Genomic DNA, 12,838 nt, shown 5'->3' on the forward strand with positions numbered 1-12,838 from the left:
GGACTGGATCCGAGGCGGCGCTCCCACGGCAGCTCCCGAATCCAGCCGCGGACGGGTGAGGGCGACAACCGGCGGTAGCGGTGCACCCGTGATCGGCGCCCGGGCGGACCGGTGCCGTACCGTACGCCCGAATGGGTGAGAGCCGCCGGGCACACGCGTGGTGACGCACTGCCCTCGCGCCGCTCCGCACACAGCCGTCGCGCTCGACGTCGTTCGTGGCCGACGGCCATTCCGCGTGCAGTTCCAGATTCAACGCTCAAGTCCATGCGCACGTGCGGTCGATGACGTCCCCACGAAAGGAATGCAATTGAGGATCACGAGGAACCGTGTTGTCGCACTGATCTCGGCCGCTGTTGTCGTCGTGTTGTCATCCACCGCGTGCGGTACGGATCCGGTGGCGGGCAGCGCGAGCAGTACATCGGGCGAGGACCCGGCAGCAGTCGCGAGCCCGACACCGACCGCCGACTCGACTGATCCGCCGGGTGGGGCATACCGCTACGTCGAGGGCCTGTGCAAGCGCATCGATTTCTCCATGGTCGAGGCCCTCGCCCCGTTCAGCGGAGAAGTCACCGGGAGCGGCCGGTACACCGTTCCGTTCTCGTCGGCGAACTGCTCCGGCACGAACGAAGCGAACGACGACTTCGGCGGCGGCTCCACCCGGGTCGACGTGCAATGGCTGCCGACCCCGCGGCTGGCCGCCGCTGAGTTCGAGAACATGCTGTCCACCTTCTCGGGAACCGCGGAGCAGGTGGCAGAGTTGCCCGGGCGCTGGGAGCACGCCGTGCAAGGCACGGGGAACGGGATCAACGACACGGCCGCATCGATCCTCGTTCAGGACAGCAACCTGGTGGTGCGGGTGGAGATCGCGCTCGCCCTCGTTCAGGCCCAGGACCGGGCGGGCCCCACGGTACAGAGCGTGGCGGAGAGCGTTCTCTCCCTCTCCGCCGAGGGGTAGACCCACCCTCGCCGCTCACGGCCCGCGGGCTCCGAGTCGTCAGGGGCGTACGTGCGGCGCTGATCCCGGCGCCGCACGCCGCCTCCCCCGCTCAGCTGCAGCGCTCGATGACCAGCTCGCGCACGCGCTTGGCGTCGGCCTGCCCCTTGGTCGCCTTCATGACGGCGCCGACGATCGCACCGGCCGCCGCCACCTTCCCCCCGCGGATCTTCTCCGCGATGTCGGGCTGGGCGGCGAGCGCCTCGTCGACGGCCGTGATCAGGGCGCTGTCGTCGGAGACCACGGCGAGACCGCGGGCGGCCACGACCTCGTCGGGCTCGCCCTCGCCGGCGAGGACGCCGTCCACGACCTGGCGCGCCAGCTTGTTGTTCAACGCCCCGGAGGCGACGAGCTCGATCACCCGGGCCAGCTGCGCCGGCGTGATCGGCAGCCCGGCCGGCTCGACGCCGCGGGTATTGGCCTGCTGCGTCAGGTACGACACCCACCAGGAGCGGGCCTCGCCCGCGGGGGCCCCGGCCGCGACGGTGGCCTCGATCAGCTCCAGCACCCCGGCGTTGACCAGGTCGCGCAGCTCCGCGTCGGTGAGGCCCCACGCCTCCTGGATCCGGCGGCGGCGCTCCCAAGGCAGCTCCGGCAGCGTGGCGCGCAGCTCCTCCACCCACTCGGCGGGTGGCGCGATCGGCACGAGGTCGGGCTCGGGGAAGTAGCGGTAGTCCTCCGAGGTCTCCTTGATGCGTCCGGCGCGCGTGGTGCCGGTCTGTTCCTCGAAGTGCCGTGTCTCCTGCACGACCTTCTCGCCCGCGTCCAGGACGCCCGCGTGGCGGGTCATCTCGTAGCGGACGGCACGCTCCACCGACCGCAGCGAGTTGACGTTCTTGGTCTCGCTGCGGGTGCCCAGCACGCCGCTGCCGACCGGGGAGAGCGACAGGTTGACGTCGCAGCGCATCGAGCCCTGGTCCATGCGCACGTCGGACACGCCGAGCGACCTGATCAGGTCACGCAGCGCCGTGACGTAGGCGCGGGCCACCTCGGGGGCGCGCTCCCGCGTGCCCGGGATCATCTTCGTGACGATCTCGATCAGCGGCACGCCGGCGCGGTTGTAGTCCAGCAGCGAGTACTCGGCACCGTGGATGCGCCCGGTGGCGCCGCCGACGTGCAGCGACTTGCCGGTGTCCTCCTCCATGTGCGCGCGCTCGATCTCCACGCGGAACACGGTGCCGTCGTCGAGCGGCACGTCCAGGTACCCGTCGACGGCGATCGGCTCGTCGTACTGGGACGTCTGGAAGTTCTTGGGCATGTCCGGGTAGAAGTAGTTCTTCCGCGCGAACCGGCCCCACGGTGCGATCGAGCAGTTCAGCGCCAGCCCGATGCGGATGGCCGACTCCACCGCGCTGCGGTTGACCACCGGCAGCGCACCGGGCAGACCCAGGCACACCGGGCAGACCTGGGTGTTCGGCTCGGCCCCGAACGCGGTGGGGCAGCCGCAGAACATCTTGGTCTGCGTGTTCAGCTCGACGTGCACCTCGAGCCCGAGCATCGGGTCGAAGCGCGCGACCACCTCGTCGAAGGGCACCAGCGTGGGCGCGGTCATGCGGCTCCCTCCAGGGACGGGACGCGGTCCAGCAGCGGTCCACCGTCCTCGGCGTTGCGGGCGGCCTCGTACGCCGCCGCCACCCGGTACATCACGGCCTCACCGAGCGCGGGGGCCATCACCTGCAGACCCACCGGCAGCCCGTCGGCCAGCCCGGACGGCACCGACAGGGCGGCGGTACCGGCGAGGTTGGTGGGGATCGTGGCCAGGTCGTTGAGGTACATGGCCAGCGGGTCGTCGACCTTCTCCCCCAGCGGGAACGCCGTGGTCGGCGTGGCCGGCGAGACCAGCACGTCGGCCTGCTCGAACGCCGCGGCGAAGTCGCGCGCGATGAGCGTGCGCACCTTCTGGGCCTGCCCGTAGTAGGCGTCGTAGTAGCCCGAGGACAGCGCGTACGTGCCCAGGATGATGCGGCGCTTCACCTCGGGGCCGAAGCCGGCCTCGCGGGTGGCGGCCATGACCTCTTCGGCCGAGGCGCCCTTGTCGACGCGCAGGCCGTAGCGCATGGCGTCGAAGCGGGCGAGGTTGGACGACACCTCACTCGGCATGATCAGGTAGTACGCGCCGAGCCCGTACTCGAAGTGCGGGCAGGAGACCTCGACGAGCTGCGCGCCGAGCTTCTCCAGCTGCCGCAGCGCCTCGTCGTAGGAGGCCCGGACACCGGCCTGGTACCCCTCGCCGCCGAGCTCGCGGACGACCCCGATGCGCAGCCCGGACAGGTCGCCGTCCGCGCCGCGCCGGGCCGCCTCGACGACGGCCGGCACCGGCTGGTCGATCGAGGTGGAGTCCATCGGGTCGTGCCCGGCGATCACCTCGTGCAGCAGCGCCGCGTCCAGCACGGTGCGCGCGCACGGCCCGCCCTGGTCCAGGGAGGACGCCGCGGCGATCAGCCCGTAGCGGGAGACCCCGCCGTAGGTGGGCTTGACGCCCACTGTGCCGGTGAAGGCGGCCGGCTGGCGGATCGAGCCGCCGGTGTCGGTGCCGATCGCCAGCGGTGCCTCGAACGCCGCCAGCGACGCAGCCGAACCGCCGCCCGAGCCACCTGGGACGCGCGTGGTGTCCCACGGGTTGCGGGTGGGGCCGTATGCCGAGTACTCGGTGGAAGAGCCCATCGCGAACTCGTCCATCGTGGTCTTGCCCAGGATCGTGATGCCGGCCGCGCGCAGCCGCGCCGTGACCGTGGCGTCGTACGGCGGGCGCCAGCCCTCGAGGATCTTCGAGCCCGCCGTCGTGGGCATGTCGGTGGTGGTGAAGACGTCCTTGAGCGCCAGCGGCACACCCGCCAGCGGGGACGCCGGGGCCGAGCCCGCGGCCAGCTCCTCGTCGACCAGGGCCGCCGACGCCAGCGCGGCGTCCTTCCCGACGTGCAGGAACGCGTGCAGCGCGCCGTCGACCTCGGCGATCCGGTCCAGGTGCGCCTGCGCCACCTCGACCGCCGACACCTCGCGCGTGCGGATCTTCTCGGCCAGCTCCGCGGCGGTCAGCCGGGTCAGCTCGCTCATGCTTCCTCCCCCAGGATCTGCGGCACGCGGAAGCGCCCGTCCTCGGCCGCAGGGGCGCCGGCGAGGGCGCTCTCCTGGTCGAGGCTGGGGCGCAGCTCGTCGGGGCGGAACACGTTCTGCAGCGGCACCGCGTGCGAGGTGGGCGGAATGTCGTCCGCGGCGACCTCGCCGACGCGGGCGACGGCGCCGAGGATCACCTCGAGCTGGCCGGCGAAGACGTCGAGTTCGGCGTCCGTGACGGCGAGCCTGGCCAGCCGGGCGAGGTGCGCGACCTCGTCCCGGGTGATCGGCGCGGATTCGGCGGACATGTCCCTCCAGGACGGTGTGCGTGGGCGGCCCGCTGCGGCGGGCGGTGACCTGCGTGTGGGGTCCGCACGGCGGACCCCACAAGTCTAGTCGTGGTGGCAGGCGGGCCCGGCGATCGCATCCACGTGTTGTGCCGAACCGGTCGCGGCCTGACAGAATCTGCAGGGTTGCCGCCGCGCGGACCGCCGCCGATGGCGCGGGAGCTTCCCGCGGAGGAGGGCCTGCTGAAGGGCCCAGCTGAAGGGCATTGCGAGAGGACGTGTGGCGTGTCGTTCCTGCTCCGGGTCGTGCTACCGGACAAGCCGGGCAGTCTCGGAGCCGTGGCCACGGCGCTCGGAAACGCCGGCGCCGACATCCTCGGCGTCGACGTCGTGGAACGCGCCCACGGCCACGCGATCGACGACCTCGCGGTCGAGCTCCAGACCGGCCGGCCGCCCGACGTGTTGATCACCGCGGCCGAGTCCGTCCCCGGCGTCGAGGTCGAGTCCGTGCGGCCGCACTCGGGGCGGCTCGAGACGCACCACGAGCTGGAGCTGATCGACCAGATCACCGGCGACCCGCAGCACGGGCTGCAACTGCTCGCCGACGGCGTCCCCCGGATCTTCCGCGCCGGCTGGGCGCTGATCGCGGTGCGCGACGGCGAGTCCTCCTACCGGCTGGCGCAGAGCTCGGCCGCGCCCGAGACGCGCGCGGGCGACCTGCCCTGGCTGCCCCTGGAGCGCGCCACCGTGCTGGACCCGGGCGTGCACTGGGTGCCGGAGCCGTGGAGCGCACTGGACACCGAGCTCGCGGCGGCCCCGTTCGGGCCGAAGGCGCGTGCCCTCGTGGTCGGACGCCCGGGCGGGCCGGCGTTCCGCCCGTCGGAGCTGGCGCGCCTCACCCACCTCGCCGGGATCGTGACGACGGTGCTGGGGCCGTAGCAGTGGACCGACCCTGGTCGCGCGTGCCGAACTGGGTCGGCGCCGCGCTGCGTCCCGAGCTCGCGGGCACCGTCGACGAGATCATCGCGGCGGTCCGGGCCGAGGTTCCCGAGTACGCGCGCCCGCTCACCGGCCGCTTCGGAAGCCGGATCACCGAGGGCGTCTCCGTGGCGCTCGGGCAGTTCGTCGACCTGCTCGGCCGCGACGAGGCGCTCGCCGACGCCAGCGTCTACCGCGCACTGGGCCAGCTCGAGCACCGCGAGGGCCGCACACTGGCCGCGCTGCAATCGGCCTACCAGGTGGGCACCCGGACGCTGTGGCGCCAGCTCGGCAGCAGCACCACCGCCCGCCGGCTGCCGCCCGAGGTGATCTTCATCCTGGCCGAGGCGCTGTTCGGCTACATCGAGGAGCTCAGCGCGGCGTCGGTGGCCGGGTGGGCCGACGAGGAGGCCAGCCAGGCGGGATCCATGCAGGCGCGGCGGCACGCCCTGGTCGAGCTGCTGACCCGGCGTCCCCCGCCGGCGCCCGCCGAGCTCGAGCGGGCGACCGCGGCTGCGGGTTGGCGGCTGCCACCCCGCGTCGCCGCGCTCGTCGTCGAGGACGCGGTGGCCGTGGCCGCCCGGTTGCCCGGCGCGGTGGGCGCCGACCTGGACCCCGTCGGCCTGGTCGTCACGGCGGGCCGCGGCGAGGCCGACGCCCGGTGGCTGGAGCGGGTGCGCGCCGCGGTGGGCGAGCGCAAGGCCGTGCTCGGGCCGCTCGTGGAGCCCGGTGAGGCGTACCGCTCGGCGGGGCTCGCGCAGGCCGCCTGGCCGCTGCACGCGTCGGGGCGGCTGGACGCGGGCACCACCCTCGTGCGGGCCGACGAGCACCTGCTCGCGCTGCTGCTCGCGGCGGCGCCCGAACTGGCCGCCGCGCTGGCCAGGCGCGCCCTCGCCCCGCTGCGCGCACTCCCCACCGGCGCCGCCGCGCGCGGCGAGGAGACCCTCCGGGCCTGGCTGGACGCCCACGGCGACATCACCGCCACGGCCGCGGCGCTGCACGTGCACCCGCAGACCGTGCGCTACCGCCTCGCGGGTCTGCGCGAGGCCTTCGGTGACGCCCTCGACGACCCGGTCGCGCGCCTGGAGCTCGCCGTGGCCCTGCGCACCTGCACGCCGGGTGATCTTCCCTGACCCGCTCGCACACCGACTTCCGCGGTCGCACCACGATCGGTGTGCGAGCGCGCGGGTCGCCCGGCTATCAGCCGGTCAGCGACGCGAGCATGCCCTCGGTGACCGTGACGCCCTCGCCGACCTGCCGCTGCGTGGTGACCTCGGTGACCAGGTTGCCGGTGGAGGCCACCTCGAGGCTGTCGGCGTTGCCCTTCTGGTAGTCCAGGCCGATGCCGGCGCCCTCGCCGCGGATGGTGTTGCCCGTGACCGCGACCTTCGCGTCCCCGTAGTTGCCCGCGACGTGCAGGAACGTGCCGGCCTCCCCGTCGTCCTGGAAGATCCGGTTGTTCGTGATCGTGGTCGCCGACCCGCCCTGGACGGTGCCCAGGATCCCGGTGCCGACGAAGTCCTCGATGTAGTTGTCGGTGATCGAGGAGCCGTACAGCCGCTCGGCCCACAGCGCGGGGCCGCCCTCGACGCCGTAGATGTGGTTGCCCCGGATCATCCACCCGGCCGCGTTCTGCATCCGGATGCCCGCGTCCCCGGTGCTCGCGATGTAGCTGTCCTGCAGCTGCCAGTCGGTGACGGAGTTGCCGGTGTCCTCGACGAAGATGCCGTTGCCGCCGGAGCGGTTGATCTGCAACTGGGCGAGCCGGCCGTTCACCTGGGTGTTCTCCAGCGGCGTGCCGTTGGCCGACAGGTTGGTCAGCCGCACCCCGTGCCGGGCGGAGTCGGAGATCTGGACGTCCTCGAGGACGGTCTGCCACGAACGCAGCACCACGGCGTCGTGGGCGTCCGGGTTGTTCTCGCTGTTGGCCTTGATCGTCATCGAGCGCAGGGCCGTCGAGAGGCCCGTGGTCGGGGAGTTGTCGAGGTAGCTGTCACTGGCGAAGATGGCGTCCAGGTTCGCGCCGTCGGCCTGCTGGATCACCGTTCCGGTGCGCGAGCGCCCGCGGTACTGGCGGTTCTCCAGCAACGGGATGGTCTGCGACACCAGGCACGTGCCGTCGAACACGATCTCGTCGCCCTCGGCGCTGCGTTGCAGCGTCCGGGCGATCAACGCGGAGTCCCGCACGTTGTTCTTGCACGCCACGACCAGCTCGCGCTTCGGCGTGAACTGCTGCTCGGCGGCCTCTGCCGACCCCGGCACCAGGAGGCCCGACACGACCAGTACGGCCGCGACGCCTCCCGAGAAGAACCTGTACATGTCCCACCCGCTCCACATCGAGAATTCCTGTGCGAGACCCACCCGGCGTACACGTTGGTCCGATCGGGTGTCCCCTGAACGGGGCAGGGTAGCGGGCTGATCGAGCGGGGAGTGACCCCCCTCTCCCTCTGCGGGTTCAGCTCGTCGTGAGGCCGCGCAGGACGATGTCGAGGCCGCGGCGGAACTCCTCGTCCGGCGGCACCGCCCTTGCGTCGCTCGCGGTGCGGGCGAGCAGCGGGTACTCGTCGGCGGACAGCTCCGACAGCACGATCGTGCCCGGCCCCGACAGCGCGGCGGAATGCTCGCTCTGCAGGAACCCCAGCAGGTAGCCGATCAGGGTGCGCTGCGCGAGCACCCGGTCGACGCCCTCGTGGCCGCCGTCGGTGAGCACCTCCAGCATGGCCTCGATCAGACGCAGGGATGCCCGGGCGGCCTGCCGGTGCCGCAGCACGAGTGGCACCACCGCGGGGTGGCGGGCCACCGCGACGCGCACCCGGTCGAGCAGCACACGGAGACGGTCCTGCCAGCCCGTGGGCGGCAGCACCAGGTCGACCGAGCCGTACACGTACTCGACCACCAGCACCTCGAGCGCCTGCCGGTCGGCGACGTAGCGGTAGAGACCCATCGTCGCGACGCCGAGCTCGCGCGCGACCGTGCGCATCGTGAGTGCCGCCAGACCGTCGCGGTCGACGACGGCGAGGGCGGCGGTGACCAGCTGGTCGTCGGTGAGGGAGCGGGGACGGGGCACGGCTTGACAGCGTACAAGGTACGCGCATACTGGTCGTACGCGTACTACGTACACCTAAGGAGCCCGTGCCGTGCCGCCTCCCACCGTCGTCCCCGCCCGCACCCTCGACACCGTCGCCGGCGCCCGCGTGCCGGTGCCCCACCCGGACCGGGTGGTCCACCTGCAGTTCCGCCGGTTCGCCGGGTGCCCGGTGTGCAACCTGCACCTGCGCTCGTTCGCCCTCCGGCACGCCGAGGTCGTGGCCGCCGGCATCCGCGAGGTCGTGGTGTTCCACTCGAGCGCCGAGGCGCTGCACCCCTTCACCGCGGACCTGCCGCTCGACGTCGTCGCCGACCCCGGCCGCGCGCTCTACCGGGAGTTCGGCGTGGAGTACGGGCCGCGGGCCCTGCTCGACCCGCGCGGCTGGCCGGGGATCGCGCGGGCGGTGACGCAGGAGGTGCGGGCGATCCGCCGTCGCGGACGACCGGCCGGCCCGGCCCACCCGCAGGACGGTCGCCTCGGCCTGCCCGCCGATTTCCTCATCGCCCCCGACGGGCGGGTGCTCGCCCAGAAGCAGGGCGCCCACCTCGACGACCAGTGGTCGGTCGACGAGCTGCTCGCGCTCGTGCCGGCGGGTGACCGCGCATGATGACGCTGGAGGTGTTCGTCACCGGCCGGGCGCTCACCGCCGAGGCCGAGCGCGACCTCGGCGACCGCGTCCTGCGCGCGCTGACCACGGAGGACGCGGCGCCCGACGCGGCGATGGAGGGGATGCGCGAGTTCGTCCACGTGCTGGTCGCGCAACCGCGCACCTGGGCCACCGGTGGCCCGACGCCGGACGCGGCGCCCCGTTACCTGGTGCGGCTCACCGTGCCGGGATCGTGGAGCGACCGGGAGTTCGGGGCCCACGTCGTGCCGCTGATCACCGAGGCCGTCGCCGCCACGGAGCCCGACCCCACCCGGTTGCTCCGCGAACCGCACTGCATCGTGCAGGTCATCGGCCTGCGCGAGCACTGCATCGGGACGCTCGGCGCGACCACGACGAGCACCGAGATGACCCGCCTCATGACGCAGGGCTACCGCGACTCCGGCGAACGCCGGGTCGCTCCCGCGGGCAGCACGATCGACCCCGTCTGCGGCATGCCGGTCGAGTGGGACGCGGCCCGGTTCACGATCACGCACGACGGGGTCGCCCACGCGTTCTGCGCGCCGTCCTGCCGCAAGGTCTACGCCGAGGACCACGGCCTGACGTGAGCGGAGCCGGTACTCACGAGTATCGGTTGCCCATGGTCGCGTGCACAGCCATGGGCAACCGATACCGGCGGGTAGGTGTCAGCCGGCCAGGCGGATCGGGGTGCCGACGGGCTTCGGACGGGCCGGGAGCGGGGTGACCTCGTTCTTCGGGCCGCCACCCGGGAAGGCCAGCCGGGCGATCTTGCGCAGCACCTTGCCGTACTGGCGCGGCAGCGAGCCCGTGGTGTACGGGAGGCCGTAGCGCCGGCAGATCTCCCGCACCTTCGGCGCGATCTCCGCGTACCGGTTGCTCGGGACGTCGGGGAACAGGTGGTGCTCGATCTGGTGGCTCAGGTTGCCGGTCATGATGTGGAACAGCGGGCTACCGGAGAGGTTGGCCGAGCCGAGCATCTGCCGGATGTACCACTGCCCCTTCGTCTCACCCTCGAGCCGCTCCTCCTCGAACGTCTCGGTGCCGTCGGGGAAGTGCCCGCAGAAGATCACCGCGTGCGACCAGACGTTGCGCACGACGTTGGCGGTGAGGTTCGCGGCCGCCGTCTGCAGGAAGCCCGGGCCGGACAGCAGCGGGAACAGCACGAAGTCCTTCGCGAACTGCTTGCGGCTCTTGCGCCAGAACGTCATCAGGTCGGCCCTGGCCTCCGCCTGCGTCTTCGTGCCGTCCTTGACCTTGTCGAACTCGAGGTCGTAGAGCGCGATGCCCCACTCGAAGATCAGCGACAGGCCGAGGTTGGTGAGCGGCTGGAACAGGTTGGAGGGCTTCCACTCCTGCTCCGGCGTGATGCGCATGATCGTGTACCCGAGGTCGCGGTCCTTGCCCCGGATGTTGGTGAAGGTGTGGTGCTCGTAGTTGTGCGTCCGCTTCCACGCCTCGGCGGGGGTGGCGTGGTCCCACTCCCACGTCGTGGAGTGGACCTTCGGGTCGCGCATCCAGTCCCACTGACCGTGCAGGACGTTGTGCCCGATCTCCATGTTGTCGAGGATCTTGGCCACCGAGAGCGCCGCGGTGCCCGCGATCCAGGCAGGCGGGAACTTCGAGAAGATCAGCATGCCGCGGCCGCCGACCTCGAGGGCCCGCTGGACCGCGATCACGCGGTGGATGTAGCGGGCGTCGGCCTCGCCGAGGCTGTCGACGACCTCCGCGCGGATCGCGTCGAGCTCCGCGCCGATCGCCTCGACCTGCTCGTCGGTGAGGTGCGCCGCGGCGCTGGGGGTGTCAGGCATGTTCGCTCCTACAGCTCGATCTCGACGTCGCCCGCGGCGCCGGAGACGCACGTGCGGACGCTCTGGCCTGGGGTGTCGTGCACCTCGCCGGTGCGCAGGTCGGCAACCCCGCCGGAGCGCAGCGCCCCGACGCAGGTGTGGCAGATGCCCATGCGGCAGCCGTTGGGCAGCAGTGCGCCTGCCGCCTCGCCCGCGGCGAGCAGCGGGGTGCCCGGCCCGGCGTCGGCCGTGATCCCGCTGGTGGTGAACGTGACGCGGCCACCGGACCCGGCGTCCGAGGCCGGCGTGGGCGCGACGAAGCGCTCGATGTGCAGGGCGTCCGGGTCGCCGAAGCGCTCCCACCGCTCGCTCAGCGCGTCCAGCAGCCCGGCGGGGCCACAGGCCCACGTCTGCCGGGCGGCCCAGTCGGGCACGGCGTCGGCGAGTGCATCCGGCGTGAGCCGCCCCTCGACCGCCGTGTGCCGCTCGATGAGGCGCAGCCCGGTGGCCGCCGCGAGCGCGCGCAGTTCGAGTCCGAACACCAGGTCCGCGGGCGTGCGGTCGCAGTGCACGACGACGGCGCCCTCGAGGGTGTCGGGCCGGGTGTTCGCGAGGTTGCGCAGCATCCCCATGACGGGTGTGACGCCGCTGCCCGCCGTGACGAACAGCAGCTTCTCCGGCACCGGGTCGGGCAGCACGAACTCCCCCGCAGGCGGCCCGATCCGCAGCAGCGCGCCCACGGGCGTGCGGTGGGCGAGCGCTCCCGACACGGTGCCCCCGGGCATCGCCGTGACCGTCACGGCCAGCAACGGGTCCGAGGGGCAGGAGGTCGCGGAGTAGGTACGCCAGTGCCACACGCCGTCGAGCCGGGTTCCGATCCCGACGAACTGACCGGCCCGGTGCGTCGTGCGCGCGGGGCCGGTGCGCAGCAACAGCGTGGTCGTGTCCGCGGTCTCCCGCCGCAGGCCGACCACGCGCGCGTGGGGCTCACGGGTGGACCACACGGGGTTGAGCGTGCCGAGAAGATCGTCGGGCACGAGCGGTTGGGTGAACCAGCCCGCGGCGACGCGGGCCCGTCTGCCAAGGTCGGCCAGAACTCCCATATGCCTGACCGTATTGCGCGCAACGCACAGACGCCACGGCCACGGCCACGGCGGAACCCTCAATTCTGTGGCGGATGCCAAAGACTGCGGGCTGCGCATCGAAAGTGCCCGGCCGTACCCGTCAGCCGGCTCCCCCACACGCCGTGCGGCCGTGCGCCGTGTCTCGTCGACACCTGCGCCGGACACATCAGACGCGGATGCGCAACGCCTCGGAGACGAGGTGGTCGTTGCCCGTGGCGAGCCAGCCCCGGGGCGTGACGAGCACGTCCTCGAAGCCGATGCGGGTATCGATGCCCATCCGCATGGCGTACTCGAGCACGGGCCACGCGCCCGTCTCCTCGCCGTGGATCAACACCGGCACCGGCAGCGTGCCGAGCGCACGCAGGATGCGGACGCCCTCGGCGACCGCCGTCTCCGGGTCGGACACCGTGGACTCGGCGAGCACCCGCGTGGTGCCCGGAGGGACCCCGTTGGTGCGCAGCGTGACGGCGTCACCGCTCGTCCACACCCCGAGCTCGACACCGATACCAACGGCGCGGGCCGCGGCGCAGACGTCGATCCAGCCCTTCTCGTGCACGTTGACCGAGCACACGTCCGGCTTGCCGACGCCCAGGTGCCCCCAGGCGTAGACCGCCTCGATGCGCTTGCGCGGATCGGGCTGGATCCACCGCCCCGTGGTGACCCCGATCTCCATCCCGGGCACCTGGGCGCGAATGGCCGCCACCGTGTCGCCGACGTAGATCGGGTCGAGGGTCTCCTGGCCGTCTGGGGCGCGCGGGTGCACGTGGACGGCGGTGATGCCCAGCTCGGCCACCGAGCGCGCGTCGCGGGCCAGGTGCCGGGCGATCACGGGGAGCGCGGGGTGCGCATCAGCGGGACGCGACCCGTTCAACACCGCCTGCAGCACGCCGACACCCCCATT

13 protein-coding genes are annotated in these 12,838 nt (G+C 72.7%); 5 read left to right on the forward strand and 8 right to left on the reverse strand.

Annotated elements, in window-relative coordinates:
- Positions 1-394 precede the first annotated feature (394 nt).
- Complete coding sequence (locus tag CFP66_RS12725) at positions 395-955, forward strand: hypothetical protein (protein ID WP_143517238.1); 561 nt, start codon at positions 395-397, stop codon at positions 953-955.
- A 91-nt stretch (positions 956-1,046) separates the two neighbouring features.
- Here CFP66_RS12725 and gatB read toward each other — a convergent pair whose 3' ends face one another.
- From gatB to gatC, 3 genes are read right to left on the reverse strand one after another with little or no spacing between them, the layout of a single operon-like run.
- A complete protein-coding gene (gene gatB / locus CFP66_RS12730) occupies positions 1,047-2,546 on the reverse strand; it encodes an Asp-tRNA(Asn)/Glu-tRNA(Gln) amidotransferase subunit GatB (protein ID WP_094923331.1) in 1,500 nt (499 codons plus the stop codon).
- Positions 2,543-4,048 carry an Asp-tRNA(Asn)/Glu-tRNA(Gln) amidotransferase subunit GatA gene (gatA, locus tag CFP66_RS12735; protein ID WP_094923332.1) on the reverse strand — a complete coding sequence of 502 codons (1,506 nt, stop codon included), beginning with the start codon at positions 4,046-4,048 and terminating at the stop codon, positions 2,543-2,545. Before gatA ends, gatB begins: the two co-directional genes overlap by 4 nt.
- Positions 4,045-4,356 (reverse strand): Asp-tRNA(Asn)/Glu-tRNA(Gln) amidotransferase subunit GatC, encoded by a 312-nt coding sequence (gatC, locus tag CFP66_RS12740; protein ID WP_094923334.1) that lies wholly within the window; start codon positions 4,354-4,356, stop codon positions 4,045-4,047. The genes gatA and gatC overlap by 4 nt, the downstream gene beginning before the upstream one ends.
- Positions 4,357-4,620: 264 nt before the next feature.
- Here gatC and CFP66_RS12745 point away from each other — a divergent pair, with 264 nt between their 5' ends.
- Together CFP66_RS12745 and CFP66_RS12750 are read left to right on the forward strand one after the other, a co-directional pair.
- On the forward strand, positions 4,621-5,274 hold the full coding sequence (locus tag CFP66_RS12745; RefSeq protein ID WP_094923335.1) for an amino acid-binding protein: 654 nt from the start codon (positions 4,621-4,623) through the stop codon (positions 5,272-5,274).
- 23 nt (positions 5,275-5,297) lie between these two features.
- Positions 5,298-6,446 carry a helix-turn-helix domain-containing protein gene (locus CFP66_RS12750; RefSeq protein WP_143517239.1) on the forward strand — a complete coding sequence of 383 codons (1,149 nt, stop codon included), beginning with the start codon at positions 5,298-5,300 and terminating at the stop codon, positions 6,444-6,446.
- Between the two features lie 67 nt (positions 6,447-6,513).
- Here CFP66_RS12750 and CFP66_RS12755 read toward each other — a convergent pair whose 3' ends face one another.
- Together CFP66_RS12755 and CFP66_RS12760 are read right to left on the reverse strand one after the other, a co-directional pair.
- On the reverse strand, positions 6,514-7,632 hold the full coding sequence (locus CFP66_RS12755) for a right-handed parallel beta-helix repeat-containing protein (protein ID WP_094923339.1): 1,119 nt from the start codon (positions 7,630-7,632) through the stop codon (positions 6,514-6,516).
- A gap of 136 nt (positions 7,633-7,768) precedes the next feature.
- The gene (locus tag CFP66_RS12760; protein WP_094923340.1) at positions 7,769-8,380 is read right to left on the reverse strand and encodes a TetR/AcrR family transcriptional regulator; all 612 of its coding nucleotides are present in this window, start codon (positions 8,378-8,380) and stop codon (positions 7,769-7,771) included.
- A 70-nt stretch (positions 8,381-8,450) separates the two neighbouring features.
- Between CFP66_RS12760 and CFP66_RS12765 the strand changes: the two genes are divergently transcribed.
- Together CFP66_RS12765 and CFP66_RS12770 are read left to right on the forward strand one after the other, a co-directional pair.
- Positions 8,451-9,008, forward strand: a complete 558-nt coding sequence (locus CFP66_RS12765) for a peroxiredoxin-like family protein (RefSeq protein WP_094923342.1) — start codon at positions 8,451-8,453, stop codon at positions 9,006-9,008.
- Complete coding sequence (locus tag CFP66_RS12770) at positions 9,005-9,613, forward strand: ATPase (protein WP_094923343.1); 609 nt, start codon at positions 9,005-9,007, stop codon at positions 9,611-9,613. Before CFP66_RS12765 ends, CFP66_RS12770 begins: the two co-directional genes overlap by 4 nt.
- A 78-nt stretch (positions 9,614-9,691) precedes the next feature.
- Here CFP66_RS12770 and CFP66_RS12775 read toward each other — a convergent pair whose 3' ends face one another.
- From CFP66_RS12775 to CFP66_RS12785, 3 genes are all read right to left on the reverse strand, one after another.
- Entirely contained in the window at positions 9,692-10,834 is a 1,143-nt protein-coding gene (locus CFP66_RS12775) for an acyl-CoA desaturase (RefSeq protein ID WP_094923345.1), read from the reverse strand.
- Positions 10,835-10,842: 8 nt separating this feature from the next.
- Positions 10,843-11,916, reverse strand: a complete 1,074-nt coding sequence (locus CFP66_RS12780) for a ferredoxin reductase (RefSeq protein ID WP_094923347.1) — start codon at positions 11,914-11,916, stop codon at positions 10,843-10,845.
- A 187-nt stretch (positions 11,917-12,103) separates the two neighbouring features.
- A complete protein-coding gene (locus tag CFP66_RS12785; RefSeq protein ID WP_094923349.1) occupies positions 12,104-12,823 on the reverse strand; it encodes a 3-keto-5-aminohexanoate cleavage protein in 720 nt (239 codons plus the stop codon).
- Positions 12,824-12,838 lie beyond the last annotated feature (15 nt).

This window comes from Pseudonocardia sp. MH-G8 (genome assembly GCF_002262885.1).
Lineage (GTDB): Bacteria > Actinomycetota > Actinomycetes > Mycobacteriales > Pseudonocardiaceae > Pseudonocardia.

Coding starts and splice junctions, on each gene's coding strand:
- gatB (WP_094923331.1), bottom strand. CDS start 2,546: ATGACCGCGCCCACGCTGGTGCCCTTCGACGAGGTGGTCGCGCGCTTC.
- gatA (WP_094923332.1), bottom strand. CDS start 4,048: ATGAGCGAGCTGACCCGGCTGACCGCCGCGGAGCTGGCCGAGAAGATC.
- gatC (WP_094923334.1), bottom strand. CDS start 4,356: ATGTCCGCCGAATCCGCGCCGATCACCCGGGACGAGGTCGCGCACCTC.
- CFP66_RS12755 (WP_094923339.1), bottom strand. CDS start 7,632: ATGTACAGGTTCTTCTCGGGAGGCGTCGCGGCCGTACTGGTCGTGTCG.
- CFP66_RS12770 (WP_094923343.1), top strand. CDS start 9,005: ATGATGACGCTGGAGGTGTTCGTCACCGGCCGGGCGCTCACCGCCGAG.
- CFP66_RS12775 (WP_094923345.1), bottom strand. CDS start 10,834: ATGCCTGACACCCCCAGCGCCGCGGCGCACCTCACCGACGAGCAGGTC.
- CFP66_RS12780 (WP_094923347.1), bottom strand. CDS start 11,916: ATGGGAGTTCTGGCCGACCTTGGCAGACGGGCCCGCGTCGCCGCGGGC.